This is a genomic window from Geothrix terrae (assembly GCF_022808775.1).
Taxonomy (GTDB): domain Bacteria; phylum Acidobacteriota; class Holophagae; order Holophagales; family Holophagaceae; genus Geothrix; species Geothrix terrae.
On sequence record NZ_JAKZLA010000002.1, the window covers coordinates 449077 to 467288 of the forward strand.

The 18212-nt window shown below is 69.4% G+C and carries 18 protein-coding genes and 2 tRNA genes; 9 read left to right on the forward strand and 11 right to left on the reverse strand.

Going from position 1 to position 18212, the window contains the following annotated elements:
* The first annotated feature begins 327 nt into the window (after positions 1–327).
* The 5 genes from MLE42_RS05110 to MLE42_RS16025 all read left to right on the forward strand — a co-directional run bounded on the left by MLE42_RS05110 (position 328) and on the right by MLE42_RS16025 (position 6400).
* Entirely contained in the window at positions 328–1362 is a 1035-nt protein-coding gene (locus MLE42_RS05110) for a glucokinase (RefSeq protein WP_243286800.1), read from the forward strand.
* Positions 1363–1434: 72 nt separating this feature from the next.
* Positions 1435–2403, forward strand: a complete 969-nt coding sequence (locus MLE42_RS05115) for a LacI family DNA-binding transcriptional regulator (RefSeq protein ID WP_243286801.1) — start codon at positions 1435–1437, stop codon at positions 2401–2403.
* Positions 2404–2518: 115 nt separating this feature from the next.
* Complete coding sequence (locus tag MLE42_RS05120; protein WP_243286802.1) at positions 2519–3421, forward strand: DUF4097 family beta strand repeat-containing protein; 903 nt, start codon at positions 2519–2521, stop codon at positions 3419–3421.
* Positions 3422–3434: 13 nt separating this feature from the next.
* On the forward strand, positions 3435–5114 hold the full coding sequence (locus tag MLE42_RS16020) for a M16 family metallopeptidase (RefSeq protein WP_275975709.1): 1680 nt from the start codon (positions 3435–3437) through the stop codon (positions 5112–5114).
* Positions 5111–6400: a M16 family metallopeptidase gene (locus MLE42_RS16025; protein WP_275975710.1), complete on the forward strand. Its 1290-nt coding sequence runs from the start codon at positions 5111–5113 to the stop codon at positions 6398–6400. Before MLE42_RS16020 ends, MLE42_RS16025 begins: the two co-directional genes overlap by 4 nt.
* Here the strand turns inward: MLE42_RS16025 and MLE42_RS05140 are convergent, their stop codons facing one another.
* Both MLE42_RS05140 and MLE42_RS05145 read right to left on the reverse strand, forming a co-directional pair.
* A complete protein-coding gene (locus MLE42_RS05140) occupies positions 6401–7279 on the reverse strand; it encodes a phosphoribosylaminoimidazolesuccinocarboxamide synthase (RefSeq protein WP_243286803.1) in 879 nt (292 codons plus the stop codon).
* A gap of 72 nt (positions 7280–7351) precedes the next feature.
* A complete protein-coding gene (locus MLE42_RS05145) occupies positions 7352–8395 on the reverse strand; it encodes a tetratricopeptide repeat protein (RefSeq protein ID WP_243286804.1) in 1044 nt (347 codons plus the stop codon).
* A gap of 92 nt (positions 8396–8487) precedes the next feature.
* Here MLE42_RS05145 and MLE42_RS05150 point away from each other — a divergent pair, with 92 nt between their 5' ends.
* Together MLE42_RS05150 and MLE42_RS05155 are read left to right on the forward strand one after the other, a co-directional pair.
* Positions 8488–9084, forward strand: coding sequence for a hypothetical protein (locus tag MLE42_RS05150; RefSeq protein WP_243286805.1), 597 nt, complete (start codon positions 8488–8490; stop codon positions 9082–9084).
* A 77-nt stretch (positions 9085–9161) separates the two neighbouring features.
* Entirely contained in the window at positions 9162–9923 is a 762-nt protein-coding gene (locus tag MLE42_RS05155; RefSeq protein WP_243286806.1) for an MBL fold metallo-hydrolase, read from the forward strand.
* Between the two features lie 8 nt (positions 9924–9931).
* Here MLE42_RS05155 and MLE42_RS05160 read toward each other — a convergent pair whose 3' ends face one another.
* The 8 genes from MLE42_RS05160 to MLE42_RS05195 form a co-directional block, all read right to left on the reverse strand.
* Positions 9932–10291: an Hpt domain-containing protein gene (locus tag MLE42_RS05160; RefSeq protein ID WP_243286807.1), complete on the reverse strand. Its 360-nt coding sequence runs from the start codon at positions 10289–10291 to the stop codon at positions 9932–9934.
* Between the two features lie 94 nt (positions 10292–10385).
* Complete coding sequence (gene atpC, locus MLE42_RS05165; RefSeq protein ID WP_243286808.1) at positions 10386–10808, reverse strand: ATP synthase F1 subunit epsilon; 423 nt, start codon at positions 10806–10808, stop codon at positions 10386–10388.
* A gap of 62 nt (positions 10809–10870) precedes the next feature.
* Positions 10871–12292, reverse strand: a complete 1422-nt coding sequence (atpD, locus tag MLE42_RS05170; protein WP_243286809.1) for a F0F1 ATP synthase subunit beta — start codon at positions 12290–12292, stop codon at positions 10871–10873.
* Positions 12293–12323: 31 nt separating this feature from the next.
* Positions 12324–13205 (reverse strand): ATP synthase F1 subunit gamma, encoded by an 882-nt coding sequence (gene atpG / locus MLE42_RS05175; protein ID WP_243286810.1) that lies wholly within the window; start codon positions 13203–13205, stop codon positions 12324–12326.
* A gap of 4 nt (positions 13206–13209) precedes the next feature.
* Positions 13210–14778, reverse strand: coding sequence for a F0F1 ATP synthase subunit alpha (gene atpA, locus MLE42_RS05180; protein ID WP_243286811.1), 1569 nt, complete (start codon positions 14776–14778; stop codon positions 13210–13212).
* A 52-nt stretch (positions 14779–14830) separates the two neighbouring features.
* Positions 14831–15373, reverse strand: a complete 543-nt coding sequence (atpH, locus tag MLE42_RS05185; RefSeq protein WP_243286812.1) for an ATP synthase F1 subunit delta — start codon at positions 15371–15373, stop codon at positions 14831–14833.
* Entirely contained in the window at positions 15370–16164 is a 795-nt protein-coding gene (locus tag MLE42_RS05190) for an ATP synthase F0 subunit B (protein ID WP_243286813.1), read from the reverse strand. Before MLE42_RS05190 ends, atpH begins: the two co-directional genes overlap by 4 nt.
* Before the next feature lie 2 nt (positions 16165–16166).
* Positions 16167–16679: an ATP synthase F0 subunit B gene (locus MLE42_RS05195; RefSeq protein WP_243286814.1), complete on the reverse strand. Its 513-nt coding sequence runs from the start codon at positions 16677–16679 to the stop codon at positions 16167–16169.
* A 195-nt stretch (positions 16680–16874) separates the two neighbouring features.
* Between MLE42_RS05195 and MLE42_RS05200 the strand changes: the two genes are divergently transcribed.
* Positions 16875–16950, forward strand: a tRNA-Val gene (locus tag MLE42_RS05200).
* A gap of 22 nt (positions 16951–16972) precedes the next feature.
* Positions 16973–17049, forward strand: a tRNA-Asp gene (locus MLE42_RS05205).
* A 732-nt stretch (positions 17050–17781) separates the two neighbouring features.
* Here the strand turns inward: MLE42_RS05205 and MLE42_RS05210 are convergent.
* On the reverse strand, positions 17782–18126 hold the full coding sequence (locus MLE42_RS05210) for a hypothetical protein (RefSeq protein WP_243286815.1): 345 nt from the start codon (positions 18124–18126) through the stop codon (positions 17782–17784).
* Positions 18127–18212 lie beyond the last annotated feature (86 nt).

Genomic DNA, 18212 nt, shown 5'->3' on the forward strand with positions numbered 1-18212 from the left:
GGGAAACATGGATGGGGACAGGGGTGGGGCGTCGAGGTGTGTGTAAACGGTTACAAGGAAGTCGCAGGTATGGTCGACTGGTGTCATGGGCGTGTCAAGAAAGGAATTCAGGGGAGGGGGAACTTTTTGACGACTCGCATGCAACGCAGCATCCAGGCTGGTTTCGATCACCATCGCGCACCTGGGGGCCATCCCGATCCGTCCGGGCCATCTCATGGGATCCAGTGGACGCCCCGCCTGGGAGGGGACAATCTGATCCTGGCCGGCCGCCATGGCGTAAAGGGGCGGTCCTGTCTCCACTCTTGGGACCTGCTGAGGTGATATTCAGTGGATGCAACCGTTGACAACCTCATCCTGGTGGCGGACGTGGGCGGCACCAACCTCAGCCTGGCCCTGCTGGCGCCCGGTGGATCCGGCTACCGCCTCCACCGGAAGGAACGCTTCAGCACCCAGGACGAGCCATCCATCCTCGGCCCCATCCGGCGGTTCCTCGCCTCCGAGCCGGCCGTCCGCCCAGTCCGGGCGTGCCTGTCCGGGGCAGGCCCGGTCCTCGATCGCCGCATCCACCTCACCAATGCCCCCTGGGACATGGACGGCGTCGAGCTGGAACAGGCGCTGGGCATCCCGGTCCGCCTGATCAACGACTTCACCGCCCTGTCCTGCGGCGTGCTCGAGCTGGACCTCTCGGACGCCGGCCAGGTCCTCCCCCTTCCCCACGGCGACGGCAGCCTCCCCAAGGCGGACCCCCGAGGCCTCGCCTTGGTGGTGGGCGCCGGCACGGGCCTCGGCGTGGGCTTCATCCTGCGGACGCCCCAGGGCGCGCGGGCCTATCCCAGCGAAGGGGGGCACATCGGCCTGCCTGTGTTCGACGAGGACTCCCTGGCCCTCTGGAAGCACCTGGCCGACGGCTTGCCTGGCCCACCGGGCGCCGAGCTGGCCGTCTCCGGACAAGGCCTGGCGCGCATCCTCCGCTTCCTCCTCGACTCCGGGCGCGCGACGGAGACGGCTGGAACCGCCGGCCTGCTGGACCTTCCCCCTGCAGACCGGCCCGCGGCCATCTCCGCCCGCGCCGGCTCGGATCCGGCCTGCGCCCGCGCCATGGCGATGTTCGTGGACCTCTATGCCCGGGTCTGCGCCGAGCTCTGCGCCGCGTTCCTGCCCACGGGGGGGCTCTTCCTGGCCGGGGGCATCGCCGCCAAGAACCTGGACCGGTTCTTGGAGGGTGGCCGCTTCATGGCCCGGTTCGAGCGGAACTACCGCCCGCACATCGACGCCCTCGCCCGGGAAACACCGGTCTTCATCACCCGGAACTACGACCTGAGCCTCTACGGCGCGGCCCGCGCCTTGGACTGCCTGGATTGACGCCTGGATGACCGAACGCTATTCATGGGTGGTCCCTTCCCTTCTCATGCGCTCCTTCCCCGGCGGCCCTCCATGAAGATCACCATCGGTGAGATCGCCCGCCAGGCCGGTGTTTCCACGGGCACGGTGAGCCGCGTCATCAACGGCAAGCCCACCGTGGCCGCCGAAACGCGGGAAACAGTCCTCGCCGTGATGAAGAAGCTCGGCTACGAGCCGGATCCCGTGGCCCGGGAGCTGTCGCGGCGCAGCAAGCACACCCTCGGCATCTGGGTGGGCGCCGGCGAGAACCGGCTGTCGCCCTACTTCAACGTCATCTGGCGCGCCCTGCTGCGGGAGATGCAGATGCACGCCACCCAGTTCATCGAGCTCCCGGTGGACATCACCCCCGTGCGGCGGCGGCTGGACGCGGTGCTGATGTTCCATTGCACCGATATCGACCAGCGGCTGGCGACCCTCTGGCGGCGCGGGGTTCCGGGCGCGCTCATCGGCCACCACCCGGGCGTGTCCTGCGTGGCGCCCGACGACATCGGCGGCGGCCGCCTCGCCGCCATGCGCCTCCTCGCCCTGGGTCACCGCGATCTGCTGCACCTCACGGTGGCCGATGAGCACCAGTGGGCCGTGGATCGCGCGGCCGGCTTCACCGCCGCCCTGGCCGAGCACGGCGGCCAGTCCCTGGCCCCCGTCATCCTGCGGGGAGGGGGCTCGGTGCTTGGCGGCTACCGGCTCATGCGGGATGCCTGGCAGCAGGGCCACCGCCCGACCGGCATCTTTTGCGCGACGGACGAGATGGCCGTGGGGGCCCTCGGTGCCCTGGCCGACCTGTCCGTGGCCGTCCCCGAGCAAGTCTCCGTGCTGGGCTTTGACGGCCTGGTGGACCTCTATCCGGGGCTCGCCTCCGTGGCCCAGGACATCCCCGCCATCGCCCACGAGGCCGTCGCGCTGGCCCTCGGGGCCATCGAGCGCGACGCCATCCGGCACGTGGTGGTCCCGGTGAAGATCGTCGAGGGGTCCACGCTGGGGCCCGCCCCGAGGAAAAGCTGAGGTCTGACCGCCCCGGCCGGGACCGGGACAAGCCCTGGTGACTAAACGCCCCCGAGGCATTACCGTGAACTTCACATCCAGGCCCGCCCTGGTTCTTTCCTCCACGGAAGCCGCCATGACCGTCTCCAGCCGTTGGATCCCCCTGTTCCTGGTCGGGAGCGCCCTGCTGGCCCAGGCTCCCCCTCCGCCGCCACCGCCCCCCCCGCCGGCGCCCCCGGCTCCGATGATCGGGGTGGACGTGCCCTCCGGCTCGCGCACGGAGCAGCGCACGGAGAAGCTCGCCTACGGGTCGAAGCTCTGGGTGAAGAACCGCAACGGCGGCATCCGGGTGACCGGCTGGGACAAGGAGGAGGTCGCCCTCACGGCCCAGATCCGCGATAGCGAGAAGCGCCGGGTGGAGCTGGTGCTCCAGCGGAAGGGACCGGACCTGGACATCGAGGCGATGTTCCAGCAGCCCTCCTGGAGCTTCGGCGTCTACATCAGCCCCCGCTGCGAGATGACGCTCCAGGTGCCCCGTCGGGTCCTGGGCTATTTCCGCACCACCAACGGCACCGTGGCCGTGGAGCACCTCGAGGGCTACGCCCGCTGCGAGGCCACCAACGGTGCCATCCTGGTCGCGGACGTGCGGGGCGAGGTCCAGGCGGACACCACCAACGGCCCCATCGAGGCCCGGAACCTGGCGGCCCGGATCAAGGGCGGCACCACCAACGGGCGCATCGTCCTCGAGGACGTGGCCGGCGGCATCCGCCTGGAAACCACCAACGGCAGCGTCCGGGCCCGGAACCTGGACGGCTGGGGCGAAGGCATCTACCTGGAATCCACCAACGGCAGCATCGAGGTGGAGCTGGGCAAAGCCACGGGCGAGCTGATGGCCGAGAACAGCAACGGCTCCATGGACGTCAAGGTCCCGGGCGCGCAGATCGTCGAGGTCACCAAGCACAGCGCCCACGTGAAGGTGCCCGGCCGGGCGCAGCAGATCCGGCTCGAAACCACCAACGGCAGCATCCGGGTGAAGTAGTACCCTGGGGGCCATGCGACGCCTGGTCCTGCCCCTTCTTGCCGTCCTCGGCCTGAGCGCCCAGGCGCCCCTCCTCGACCCCCACACGGAGGACGTGCAGGAGCGGCGCCTGGCGAACGGCGTCCGGCTCCTGGTGGTGGAGCGGCGGGCCGTGACCGCCTTCCATGCGGCCCTGGTCTTCCGGGGCGGCCGGGCGGAGGAACCCCCGCCGTTGGCGGGCGCCACGGATCTGCTGGCCCGGGCCCTCTACGGCGCCACCTGGCCCGAGGACCTGGACCCGGCCAAGGGGGGCGGTTCGCTCGACGCCCTGCTCAAGGAGGAGGAGGGCCTGCTGGAGGCCCTGCGGCTGGAGCGGCTCCATCAGCGGAAGGCCCCCGAAGCCGCGACCCAGGCGCAGGCCCTGGGAGCCAGCCTCTGGACCCTGCACCAGGCCGTTCGGGCCCGCTACTCCACCTCGCCCCTCGCGGATCTCTACGCAGCCCGCGGCGGACACCAGACGGCCACCGCCGGGGCCGATGCCCTGCTGGTCCAGGCTGAACTCCCCGCCGCGGACTTCGAGTTCTGGTGCCGCACCGAGGCCCAGCGGCTGACGGTCCTCCAACTCAGCCGGTTCTCCGAGGCCCGCGCCGCCCTGGCGGCGGAGCTGCGGTCCCGGGGCCCCCAGGGCCTGCCGATGATCCAGGGCGCCGCCCTGCCCGGCCACCCGTACGGCCGCGACCTGGCGGACCACCTTCCCGCCCTGGAGGCCATGCGCCGCTCGGACCTCCAGGCCTGGGCCCGTCGCGCCTGCCGGCCGGATCAGCTCACGGTGGTGCTGGTGGGCGGCCTCAGCATGGACACGGTCCTGCCCCTCGTGGAGCGGACCTTCGGAACCCTGCCCGCCGGCGCGGCCAGCGCCTCCACGGAGGATCCCCTCCTGCCGGAAATCCCCGCGGACCTCGGCGACCGGCGCATCCAGGCCAGCCTGGGCGGGACCCCCGCCCTGCTGGTGGGCTGGCGCATCCCGGCGCGCCCGCATCGGGACCACCTGGCCCTGCGCATGGCCGCTCGCCTCCTGGAGGGGCCCTCGGGCCGCCTGGCCCAGCGGCTGGTGCGCCAGAAGGCCGTGGCCCAGTCCGCCGAGGTCTGGATGGATGTTCCGGGGGGCCGCCTGCCCGGCCTGCTGGTGGTCCGCGCCGTGCCATCGGAAGGCCACAGCCTCGCGGAGCTCGAAGGCGCCCTGCACACGGAGATCCTGCGGCTCCAGCAGGAACCCATCCCCACGGACGAGTGGCAGCGTGCCTTGACCCAGATCGACGTGGAGCAGCTCCGGATCCAGGACGAGCCGGGAGCCCTCGCCCGGACCCTGGCGCGCGCCTGGGTGGAGGCCGGGGACTGGCGGCAGGCGGAGCAGGAGGTCCAGCGCCTGCGGAACCTGGGGCCGGAGACGGTCCAGCTGGCCACCCGGACTTGGCTGAACCCGAGCCACCGGACCACCCTCTGGCTGCAGTCGGGCACGGACGAGAGCCAGGATCCCCTGGAGGCAGAGACGGCGCGGGTGCTGAAGGCCCTCGCGGCCACCCGCATCGAAGACCTGGCTCAGCGGGAACACCTGGTCTCGGAGGGGCTCCGCCAGCTCCGCATGCTCAGCCTCGACGAGCGCCGCCGGACCCTCAAGCTCCTGGAAGCCCAGCTCACACCGGAGAAGCGATGAGACCCCTGGCGGCCCTGGCCGCGATCACCCTCACCCTCCCGGGGCAGGCCCAGACCTCGATCCGGCCTCAGACCTTCAGCCTGCCCAACGGGATGCGCGTGGTCCTTCTGGAGGACCACGAGCGCCCCCTGGTCCGGGCCCGCCTGAACGTACTCCTGAGCCGCGACCTGGAGACAGTCCACCCGGGCCTGGCCGCCCTGGCCCTGCGCGTCCTGGGGCATTCGGACGCAGGCGCCTTCGGCGTCGACGAGTTCGAGCAGCTCCTGGCCGGGGCTGGCATCGAGCTGGTTCCCGCCCTCCGGGCGGACGGGCTCTCTTGGAACCTTCTGGCCCGGAGCCGCGATCAGGACCTGGCCCTGGGCCTGCTGGCCGATCGCGCCTTCCGCTCGGTGGCCACTTCCCTCACCCTCGAGACCGACCGCCTCGCCAGCTGGCGAGAGACGGAGCGCCTGGAGGCCTCTCCCCGGGCCAAGCTGCGCCTGCTGCTGGAACCGGACTGGACCCTCCAGGCCCCCACGCTTGACCACCTGAGCGCCATCAACCACCCGGACCTGCTGGCCTTCTACGCCCGCGCGCTGAGGCCCGATCGGGCGGTGCTGATCCTCCAGGGCGACCTCGGCCTGGAGCAGGCCAAGCGCCTCGTGCTCCTCAGCTTCGGCACCTGGACGGTCCAGGCGCCGCCGCCGGTCCCCGCCACCGCCCAGGCCACCGCCAAGACGACCGCCGACGCCCAGACCCCCACCCAAACCCCCACCCAGGCCGCCACCGCATCGGCCTCCGCTCCCGCGGCCCCGCAAGCTCCCCGGATCCTGGTCCGGAGCCCTCGGCCCGCCCTCCTGGCCATGGCGGTGGCGGCCCAACCGGAGGACCTGGATCCGGAATCGGCGGCGCTTCTCGCCCTGCTCCTCCCCGGAGACCCGGCCCTGGCTCCTGCGCAGCTCCGATTGGAGAGCCGGAATCTGGTGGGCGAGCTGGAGGCGGACCCCTCCGGATCCGCGGCCAGCGCCGAGACTTCCATGCTGGAGCGCCTCCAGGCCATCCGTCAGCGCGGTTTCACTGAGGCGGACCTCCACCGCGCCCAGGCCGCCTGGTCCGAAAGCCGCGCCCTCATCACCCTCCACCCGGAAGCCCAGGTGGCGGAGGCCCTAGCCGAGGCGCGGGGAGGGTCGGTCTCCCCCGCGCGCGTGCAGGCGCTCTCGGTCGAGACCCTGAACCAGGGGCTCCGCCGGTGGCTGGACCCGGCCCGCATCCGGACCGGAGTCCTCGCGGGCCCGGTCGGACCCTGATCAGACCTGCACGCCGAACCGGGCCGCCAAGTCCAGATATCGGGCCCGGATGCCTTCGATGATCTCGGCCGGCAAGTGGGGTGCAGGCGGCTGCTTGTCCCAGCCCGGAAGCGTCTCCAGGTAATCCCGCAGGAACTGCTTGTCCAGGCTGGGCGGGTTCTTCCCCGGCGCCCAGGTGTCCGCCAGCCAGTAGCGGCTGCTGTCCGGCGTGAGGGCCTCGTCGATGAGGATCAGCTCGCCGCCCTCGCTCAGCCCAAACTCGAATTTCGTATCCGCCAGCAGGATGCCCTTCTGGGCCGCCAGCTCCGCGCCGCGCCGGTAGAGGGCCAGGCTCAGGTCCCGCAGCCGTGCTGCCAGCTCCGCGCCCACGATCTCCGCCATGCGCTCGAAGCTGATGTTCTCGTCGTGCCCTTCCTCCTCCTTGGTGGCGGGCGTGAAGATGGGCTCGGGCAGGCGATCCGCCAGGCGCAGGCCCGCCGGCAGCGGCACGCCGCAGACGGACTGGCCGCTCTGGTATTCCTTCCAGCCGCTGCCCGCCAGGTAGCCGCGCACCACGCACTCCACGGGCATGGGCCGCGTCTTCTCCACCACCACGGCACGGCCGGCCAGGGCCTCGCGGTAGGGTTCCAGGGCCGCCGGCCAGGCGGGATTGCCGCGGAAGTGGTTGGGCACCAGGTCCCCGGTGGCCTCGAACCAGTAGGCCGCCACCGCCGTGAGGATGCGCCCCTTGTCCGGGATGCCCTCGGGCATCACGCAGTCAAAGGCGCTGATGCGGTCCGTGGCCACGATGAGCAGCTGATTGCCCAGGTCATACACGTCCCGGACCTTGCCCCGGCGGAAGACGGGAAAGGGGAGATCGGTGCTCAACACGACGGCCATGAAGCCTCCAGAGTCGAAACGCCCATCTTAGCGGTCCGCCGTCACCGGTCCGTCACTGACAGCTGGCAACGCCTAGACCAGGTCGGGCAGGCGCCTGGGCGTGGGGGCCGACCAGTTGAGGCCTCCGGGCAGCAGGGCGTAGCGGTTCATCACGCCCACCCACCGGGCCAGCTCCGATTCGCGCACCGTGCTCTCGGGCCCCGTGAGGGGCAGGCCCAGGAACTGGAGGAAGTCCTGGACCTCGGCGCCGGACACGCCGAGAAGGGGCGGCAGGGCATCCAGGGGATGGGCCCGGTCCCCGGCCGGGGGCTCCAGCAGCCGGTAGTCGAAGGTCTCCCGCAGCACCGAAGCCGTGGCGGCGGGATCCAGCTCCTGGGCCGCGTCCAGGTGCGGGAAGGGATTGCCCCCCAGCATTCCAAGGGCCTGGGCCATGCCGAGGTGGCCCAGCAGGTGGACCGGCTGGGCTTTCAAGACGGCCTCGAAGGCCGCCCGGGCCTCCCGCGCGCGCCCCAGGCGCAGGTGGGCCTCACCCAGACGGAGCTGGGCCTCCAGGCGCCCGGGCTCGGCCTTGACCCACCGCTCGGCCACGGCCGCCATCTCCTCCGCCATGCCCTGGTCGCGGAAGAAGGTGGTCAGGTAGGAGAGGCTGGCGACATCCTTGGGCGCGAGGAGCAGCAGGCGATCCAGGACCTCGGCGGCCCGGAGGGCCTGGCCCTCCTGGTCCAGACGATTCGCCCAGTCCCGCAGGATCTCCACCTGGCGGGCCACGGGATGGTTCGGCGTGGAACGCGCCGCCTCGGCCGGATGGAGCAGCTGGGTCCTCACCCATAGGTAGCGCAGGGGATTGCGTCCCTCGGCCCCGGGCAGCTCCTCCTCGATGGCGTGGATGATGGTCTTGAGGCCGTGTTCCCAGAGGGGGGGCACCGGCATCTGCACGTGCGTCCGCAGCTGGCGGCTCAGGGGGTCCAGCGCGTTGCCGGCCCTGCCCAGGTGCAGGTGCAGGCGGATCAGGTCCATGCCGGGCTCCGGTCCGGACTGGAAGGCTACCCGCAGGGCGAGTTCGCCCGTATCGGGGTCGAAGCCGTCCAGGATCAGGAAGCGAAGGTGGGCCCGCATGACCTGAGGTTAACAAGATGCCGGGACCGGCGGAGGTTGACCACAGCCACCGAAGGCCCGATGATGCCATATCTGCCGGATTGGGGGACCCTATGCGCAGGCAACTGCTTTCACTCGCGGCGCTGGCCGCCATGACCGCCCTCCCGGCCTCCGCCGGCGAGGTCGGCGTGCTGCTGGACAAGCAGGTGGGCAAGGCCCAGGCCGCTTCCTTCGGCACGGGCCAGAAGTACGATGCCGTGAGCCCCACGGGCTTCGCCATTCGCGGCGGCTTCGACATCGTGGACCTGAAGGTGGCCGCCCTCCAGCTGAACGCCACCTGGCACAACAAGACCACCGGCGATCTGACCTACGGCGGCACCAAGTACGGCGAGTTGGAGAACCAGTACTGGGCCGTGGGCGCCATGGTGAACTGGAAGCTCCTGGTGAACGTGGGCGCCGGCGTGGAATACCGGTCCGAGAGCCTCACCTTCCGCCCCACCGCGGGCGCCAGCACAGACAGCACCCTGGGCCGCCCCTGGGCCCGCGTGAACGTGGGCTTCAGCATCCCGACCCCCATCGTCAGCCCCTTCTTCACGCTGGAAGTGGCCGCGCCCCTCACCAAGAAGGACACCACGGCCACCTACAAGGACCTGAGCGAGGCCCTGGCTCCGCAGGTGCAGATCGGCATCTACGGCGGCATCCGCTTCTAGCACCGGCCTCCGCGACGAAAAAGGGGCGCCTCCGGCGTCCCTTTTTCGTATGATGAGTCCACTTACACCGAGGGGCGATGGAACTCAGGGTCCTGGGCTGCAGCGGCGGAGAGGTCGAGGGTGAGCGCCTCACGGGCCTGCTCGTCAACGGCTGCGTGGCCATCGATGCCGGCTCGCTGACCGCGGCCCTCACGGTGGCCGAGCAGGTGGCCATCCAGCATGTGTTCCTCAGCCACTCGCACCTGGACCACATCTGCACCCTGCCCTTCTTCACCAAGAACATCTTCGGGCACACCCACGAGGCCGTGGAGATCCACGCCCTGCCGGAGACCCTCGACGTGCTGCGGCGCCACCTCTTCAATGACGAGCTGTGGCCCGACTTCAGCGTGATCCCCAGCCCCAACGATCCCACCATCCGCTACACGGAGATCGAGCCGGAACGCACCTACCGCGTCTGCGGCCTGGCCATCACGCCCATCCGCGTGAACCACCTGGTCCCCTGCGTCGGCTACAAAGTCGACGACGGGAAGGATGCCTTCATCTTCACCAGCGACACCGCGAGGACGGATCGCATCTGGGCGGAAGCCAACGCCACGACCAACCTGCGCATGGTCATCACGGAAGCCAGCTTCCCCAACGAGCAGACAGGACTTGCCGAAGCCTCCAAGCACCTGACCCCCGCCATGCTCGGAACCGAGCTCCGGAAACTCACCCGCGACGTGCCCGTGAGGATCTACCACCTCACCCCCGGCGACAAGGCCACCATGCTGCCTCAGCTCCAGGCCCTGGGCGACCACCGGGTCAGCCTGCTGGCCCAGGACGAGCGGCTGGTCTGGTAGAGGGACGGTCAGGCTTCCGGAAAGGCCGCCCGGATCGCGGCCAGCGCTTCCCCGTAAGCGTCGGGGAACGCCTCCAGGAGGTTCCGCGCGGCCTCCCACTCACCAGCGCGGAGGTGCTCCTCCATCCGGTGGCCCAGCTCGGCGAAGCGCTGGAACCCCATGGTCCCCAAAGCTCCCTTCAGCTGGTGGGCCTCCGGGATCGCGGCGTCGCCGTCCTCGCGCTCCAGGGCTTTCCGCAGGGCGCCTATCCGGGCGGGGACATCCGCCTCCAGCAGCCCGATCAGCTCCGTCACCAGGCCCGGTTCCGCCCCCATCTCCAGGAGGTCCCGGAGGGGACGGGGATCGAGGATGGGCAGAAGGTCCGGCAAGGCGGCTCCGACAGGAAGACTTCACCCGCCCTCATCGGCCCCGGATGGCGGGTCCATGAGGACGGGTGGAAGACGCCGGTGGGCGAAGACGCGATCAGAATCCGTGGCCGGCCGGGTGACCCGCGGCCTGGAGGCGGATGAGGCTGGCGTCGAGGGCGGCCTGGGCGGAGGCCAGGTCATGCTCGGTCTGGGCCTCCTTGAGGAGCTTCAGGGCGTGCTGACGATCCGCCTCGACGCGCTCCAGATCGATCATGTCCACGGTCTCGCTCTCACGGGCCAGGATGGTGACGCGATCGGGGCCCACTTCCGCGAAGCCCCCGAACACCGTCAACCAGTGCTTCTGGCCGTCCTGCACGTAGTAGAGCAGGCCGTCACCCACCGCGGTCATCAGGGGCGTGTGGCCCGGCAGGATGCCGTAGTAGCCGCGGGAAGCCGTGGGGAACTGCACCTCGGCCACCTCGGCCGAGAAGACAGGCCGCTCCGGGGTCACCACTTCCAGTTTGATGGTTTGGGACATGGCAGGCTCTTTTCAAGGCTCGGAATCCGCTTGCGCAGATTCCGAGTTGGAGAAAGACAAGGCTACACAGCGGCCAGTTTTTCGGCCTTCTCGACGGCTTCCTCAATGGTGCCGACGAGGTAGAAGGCCTGCTCGGGCAGGTGATCCCACTTGCCGTCGCAGATCTCGCTGAAGCCCTTGATGCTGTCCTCCAGCTTCACGTACTTGCCCTGCATGCCCGTGAACTGCTCGGCCACGTGGAAGGGCTGGCTGAGGAAGCGCTGGATCTTGCGGGCGCGGGCCACGACGAGCTTGTCGTCGTCGGAGAGCTCGTCCATGCCCAGGATGGCGATGATGTCCTGCAGCTCCTTGTACTTCTGCAGAATGGCCTTCACGCGCATGGCGGTGTTGTAGTGCAGGTCCCCGAGGACGCGGGGATCCAGCAGGCGGCTGGTGGAAGCCAGGGGATCCACGGCGGGGTAGATGCCCAGGGCCGCGATCTCACGGGAGAGGTTGGTGGTGGCGTCCAGGTGGGCGAAGGTCGTGGCGGGCGCGGGGTCCGTGTAGTCGTCCGCGGGCACGTAGACAGCCTGCACGGAGGTGATGGAGCCCTTCTTGGTGGAGGTGATGCGCTCCTGCAGCTCGCCCATCTCCGTGGCCAGCGTGGGCTGGTAGCCCACGGCGGAGGGCATGCGGCCCAGCAGCGCGGACACTTCGGCGCCGGCCTGGGTGAAGCGGAAGATGTTGTCCACGAAGAGCAGCACGTCCTTGCCCTCCACGTCGCGGAAGTACTCGGCGACGGTGAGGCCGGTCAGCGCCACGCGGGCACGGGCTCCGGGGGGTTCAGTCATCTGGCCATAGATGAGCGCGACCTTGGACTTGCTGAGGTCGTCCTTGTTGATGACGCCGGAATCCATCATCTCGTGCCAGAGGTCGTTGCCCTCGCGGGTGCGCTCGCCCACGCCCGCGAACACGGAGTAGCCGCCGTGGCCCTTGGCGATGTTGTTGATGAGCTCCATGATGAGCACGGTCTTGCCCACGCCGGCGCCGCCGAAGAGACCCGTCTTGCCGCCCTTCGCGTAGGGTTCCAGCAGGTCGATGACCTTGATGCCCGTCTCGAACATCTCGGAGGTGGTGTTCAGCTCCTCGTACTTGGGGGCCTCGCGGTGGATGGGCAGGGTCATCTTGTGGCCGATGGGACCGCGCTCGTCCACGGGGTCGCCCACCACGTTGATGATGCGGCCCAGGGTCTCGGGGCCCACGGGCACGTTGATGGCCTTGCCGGTGTCGGTCACGATCTGGCCGCGGATCATGCCTTCCGTGGGCTGCATGGAGACGCAGCGCACGCGGTTCTCGCCGAGGTGCTGCTGCACCTCCAGCGTCACCATGACGCCGGCGATCTCGGTGTGCAGCGCGTTCATGATCTCGGGCAGATGGGCGTCGAACTCGACGTCCACGGCGGGACCGACGATGGCGATCACGCGGCCTTGAAGTTGGTTGGACATGGGAACCTCGACGAAGGAATGGGCAGATGGACTAGGCGTTGGCGCCCGACACGATCTCGATGATCTGGTTGGTGATGCTGGCCTGGCGGATCTTGTTCATGGTCAGCGTCAGCTTGGCGATCATCTCACCGGCGTTGTTGCTGGCCTTGTCCATGGCCGCCATGCGGGCGCCATGCTCGGAGGCGCTGCTCTCCAGGAGATTGCGCAGCAGCTCCGTCTCCACGAAGCGGGGCAGCAGGGTCTCCAGCACCGCATTGGGATCCGGCTCGAGCAGGTGGGGCACCTCGGCGGCCTCGCGGCTCTCGGCGCGCCGGTCCAGCTCCATGGGGAAGACCTTGAAGACCGTGGGCGTCTGGGCCACGGGGCTGTTGAAGTAGTTGTAGATGACGTAGAGCGCGTCGATCTCCCCCGCGTGGTACTGGGCGGCGGCGCCTTCGGAGATCTCCGTCACCACACGCTGGAAGCCAGCGAGGGGGGTGTTCAGGTATTCCCCGGTGGCGGACAGCTTGCGCTTGCGCGCCCACTCGGCCGCGCGCTTGCCGACCACGTCCAGGTGCACGATCTCGGCCTGGGTTTCCGCCGCGAAGGCGCTGGCGGCCTTGAGCACGTTGGCGTTGAAGCCGCCGCAGAGCCCCTTGTCCGAGGCCACGAGGACCACGCGGATGCGCTTCTCCTCGCGGGGGGTCAGGAAGGCCTGGGCGGCGGGGCCCGGCTGGATCTCGGAATCACCCTTGATGCGGCCCACGACACGGTGGACGACGTCCATCATCTTCCCGGCGTAGGGGCGCAGGGCCACGAGGCGTTCCTGGGACTTCCGCAGCTTCACCGCGGAAATCATCTTCATGGCCTTGGTGACCTGCTGGGTGTTCTTCACCGACCGGATGCGGCGGCGAATGTCCTGGAGACCGGCCATCGGACTAGGCTCCCGCGGCCTGGTTCAGGGAGGCCACGAAGGTCTCCTTGAAGGTCGCCACCTGGGTCTTGAGCTGGGTCTTGGCGTCGTCGCTCAGCGCCTTGGTGTCGCGGATGCCGCGGAGCAGCTCAGGAGCGTTCACGTCGAGGTAGGCCATGAACTCGCTCTCGAAGCGCCGCACCTGGGGCACCGGCAGGTCGTCCACGTAGCCGTTGGTGGCGGCCCAGATGCTGACGACCTGCTTCTCCACGGGCATGGGCTGGTACTGGCCCTGCTTCAGGATCTCCACGAGCCGCTGGCCGCGGTTGAGCTGGGCCAGGGTGGCCTTGTCCAGGTCGGAGCCGAACTGGGCGAAGGCCGCCAGCTCGCGGTACTGGGCGAGGTCGAGCTTGATGGTGCCGGCCACGGACTTCATGGCCTTCACCTGGGCGGACCCGCCCACGCGGCTCACGGAGATGCCCACGTTCACGGCGGGACGGACGCCGGCGTTGAAGAGGTCGCTCTCGAGGAAGATCTGGCCATCCGTGATGGAGATGACGTTGGTCGGAATGTAGGCGGACACGTCACCGGCCTGGGTCTCGATGACCGGCAGGGCGGTCAGGGAGCCCGCGCCGCGCTCGTCGCTGAGCTTGCAGGCGCGCTCCAGCAGGCGGGAGTGGAGGTAGAACACGTCGCCGGGGTAGGCCTCGCGTCCGGGAGGACGGCGCACCAGCAGGGAGATCTCACGGTAGGCGGCGGCCTGCTTGGAGAGATCGTCGTAGATGCAGAGGACATGGCCGCCGGGGTTGTCCTTGCCCGCCGGCTTGCCGTCCTTGCCGTGCCACATGAAGTACTCGCCCAGGGCCGCGCCGGTCATGGGGGCCAGGAAGAGCAGCGGGGCGGCCTCGGAAGCGGAGGCGGCCACCACGATGGTGTGCTTCATGGCGTCGTACTCTTCCAGGGTCTTCACCACCTGGGCGATGGTGGAGCGCTTCTGGCCGATGGCGACGTAGATGCAGATGACGCCCGTGTCCTTCTGGTTGATGATCGTGTCCACGGCCACGGCGGTCTTGCCGGTCTGGCGGTCGCCGATGATCAGCTCGCGCTGGCCGCGGCCGATGGGGATCAGGCTGTCGATGGCCTTGAGGCCCGTCTGCATGGGTTCGTGGACGCTCTTGCGGTCCACGATGCCGGGGGCGATCCTCTCGATGGGGTTGGTCTGGACGGCCTGGATGGGGCCCTTGCCATCGATGGGGTTGCCCAGGGCGTCGATCACGCGGCCCACGAAGGCGGGGCCCACGGGCACGGACATGATCTTGCCGGTGCGCTTGACGGTGTCGCCTTCCTTGATGGCGGCGGCATCGCCCAGCAGGATGATGCCGACGTTGTCCTCCTCCAGGTTGAAGGCGAGGCCCATCACGCCGTGGGGCAGCTCCAGCAGCTCGCCGGCCATGGCCTTCTCGAGGCCGTAGGCGCGGGCGATGCCGTCGCCCACGCTGATGACGGTGCCGACTTCGGCCACGTCCACCTGGGCGTCGAAGCCCTCGATCTGGCTGCGGATGATGCGGGAGATCTCTTCCGCGCGGATGTCCATGAAGTCCTCCAAAACCTGCGAGTGGATGCGAAGGGGTTGATGCCGGGGTGACTTAGGCCGAGAGAAGCTGGGTCTTGAGCTGGCGGAGCTGGCCCTGGAGCGAGGCGTCCAGGACCGTGGAGCCCACCTGGACCTTCAGGCCGCCGAGGAGGGCGGAGTCCTGCTGCCAGGAGAGGCGGATGGTCTTGCCGGTGCGGGCGGCCAGGGAGGCGACGAGGGCCTTGGACTGGGCCTCACTCAGGGGCTGGGCGCTGGACACCCGAGCCTCGACGATGCCGGCCCGCTCGTCCACCTGCTCCGCGAAGGTGCGGTGGATGTCCGCGAGCAGGTTCAGGCGTCCGGCCTCGGCCACCACCCTGAAGAAGTGGCGGAGGGTCTGGCTCACCTTCGCGCTGGCGAGGATGGCCTCGAAGACCTCGGCCTTCTTGATGGGCAGCACCAGGGGCGAGGCCACCAGGCGGGTGAGGTCGGCATTGGCGGCCACGGTGGCGGCCACGGTGTCCAGCTCCTGCTGCAGCTGGGGCACGTTGCCCTGCTTGTCGCCGATCTGGAGGAGGGCCTTGGCGTAGCGCCGGGCGGTCAGGCAGTTGCTCACTGGACACCCCCGGGCTGCTGGCCGATCTGCTGGATGGCGCGGTCGATGGTCTTGGCGGCGTCAGGCCCCGCCAGCTTGGCCTCCAGGCGCTTGGCGGCGCCTTCGACGGCCAGCTCGGCCACGAGGGCGCGCAGCTCCTGCTCCGCCTGCCGCTTCTGGAACCCGATCTCCGCTTGGGCCTGGGCCAGGATCTGGGCGGCCTCGGCTTTCGCCGCCTCCAGCACGCGCTGCTTCTCGGACTCGGCATCGGTCTCGGCCTTGGCCAGGATGCCGGCCAGCTCGCCTTCGAGCCCGGCCATCTTGGCTTCCATTTCCTTCATCTGCGCCTCGCCCTCGGCCTTGTCCCGCTCCGCCTGGGCTAGCATCGTTTCCAGCTCCTCCTTGCGGGACTTGAACATGGCGGACAGGGCACCCTTCAGCAGGAAGAAGAGGGCCCCTGCGTAGATGGCGAAGTTCAACAGCTGAACGAGAAAGGCACCCAGGTTGCCGTAGGCCTTGCCGAAGAGCTTCATGGCCGGGCCGTGGTGGGCGCCACCATGGGTCTCGTGGCCGGCGGCCTCATGTCCGGCCGCTTCCGTCGCATGGCCTTCCGCGGGCTGGGCCTCGTGCCCCGTGGACTGGGCTTCGTGGGACTGGGCTTCGTGCGCCGCAGGTTGGGCGCCGTGGCCGGCCGCAGGCGCCTCGTGTGCCTCGGCGGCGGGGGCCGCATGGGTGTCATGGGCCTGGGCCGACAGCCCAAGGGGGCTGAGCGTCAGGGCAGCGGCGAGGGAGAGTCGGGTCAGCGTCTTCATGCTCAGGCCTGCTTCAGGAGGGTCTGGGCCATGGTCTCGGACAGGGCGTCCACCTGGGCCAGCAGGTTCTGCTTGGCCTCGGCCTGCTGGGCCTTGAGGGCAGCCACCGCCGATTGGCGCTCGGCCAGGGCCTTGGTCCGGGCCTCGTCAAGCAGCTGCTGCTTGTCCTTGCCGGCGGCATCCGCCAGGGCCTTGCGCCGCTCGAAGGCCTGGGCGCGGAGATCCTTCAGGCGACCCTGGTAATCCTTCTGGCGGGCTTCCAGCTGCGCCGCGGCCTCGGCCTTGGCGTCCCCGCCGGCGCTCAGGTCCCGCTCCCGGTCGTCCATGACCTGGGTGATGGGCTTGAAGAACACCACCTTGAGGTAGATGTAGAGCACCACGAGCAGGACGATCACGAACAGGATGGCCGGCAGGTCCGGGCGCATGGGATCCGGCATCTGAGCCAGGATGCGCGCGACGGGGCCGTCCCCTTCCGGTGATCGGAGCGTCAGATTCGCCAGTTCCAGCAGCGCCACAGGCCACCCTCCAGAAACGTCCCAAGGCCACGGCCGAAGGGATCGGCCAGGGTCACACCGACACCAGCGAAAGGTCCCCGGGAACCCCTGGCACGGAAGTCTGAAAACCTTACCAGATCTGGAGGAAACCCTCAACGCAGACCTTTGGCCTTGACCCTTCCTGCCTCCTGTGTGAGCATCATGGTTCGGCGATTCGGGCGATTAGCTCAGTCGGTAGAGCAGCTGCCTTACACGCAGCATGTCGGCGGTTCGAGCCCGTCATCGCCCACCAGATTCATCTGGTGAAAAAGCAAGGGGTTGTAGCTCAGTCGGTTAGAGTGCCGGCCTGTCACGCCGGAGGTCGCGGGTTCGAGCCCCGTCAGCCCCGCCAAAAAGCGCCCAACAGGGCGCTTTTTCGCGTTTGGGGCTGACGGGGCTCGGACCCGCGAGTGGGCTGGTCATCCCGTCGTGGAGGCCCTCCAGTGGAGGGCCGGAACAGGGATGGCCAGACCGGCAGACGCAAGCCCGAAGGGCGCCGCGGCTGCGTTCGAGCTCCGTGACCGAATGGGTCGACACGAGAGAGGGGAGAACGGCGGGGCCGACGGGACTCGAACCCGCCCCGGCCGCGCATGCGCGGCCGGGATCCAGCGTCGGGTGGGCTGGTCATGCCCGTCGTGGAGGCCCTCCAGTGGAGGGCCGGAACAGGGAAGGCCAGACCGGCAAACGCAAGCCCGAAGGGCGCCGCGGTTGCGTTCGAGCTCCGTGACCGAATGGGTCGACACGAGAGAGGGGAGAACGGCGGGGCCGACGGGACTCGAACCCGCCCCGGCCGCGCATGCGCGGCCAGGATCCAGCGTCGAGTGGGCTGGTCATGCCCGTCGTGGAGGCCCTCCAGTGGAGGGCCGGAACAGGGATGGCCAGACCGGCAAACGCAAGCCCGAAGGGCGACGGGGAGCGTGTTGCGGACTCGGGCTCCGCCCTCGCCCTCCGGGCGGCCATGACCTGCGATCATGCCGTCCTATTTTCCTTCCGCTCCGCTTCAGTCGAATGATCGAGCCCGTAATGGCGTGGGTTCGCCGCGAAGGGAGGAGAGCGGCGATTTGGCGTGACCTGGGGAGGCCCCCTACCTCATCTCACTCTTGAACGCCGCGATCTCCCTCCTCAGGATCGTGGCCCGGTTCTTGGCTTCAGTCGACTTCAGCTGGGGCGTCAGATCCGCCAGTTCCTGGTCGAGGCGATCCAAGGTCGCCAGCGGGGCCTCGATCTGGCTGGAGGCATCCACCCCCAGGGCCTGGGTCCGACCGGCCGCCTGCCACTGCTGGCGGGCCCGCTGGAACTCCTCTCCCAGGGCGATCACCTGCTGCTCCTCCTGGGAGAGCGCCACCCACGGAAGACGGCCTGTCGTGAAGTAGTAGGCTCCGGTGAACAGCCCCGCCACGACCAGGAATACCGTCAGAATCCTCTTCATCAACGCACCTCGTCGGGTTTATCCACCCCAGCTTACGGCGAATTGATGGGACCGCTGCCATTCCGTCCCTGTCTTTTCCCGGCCGA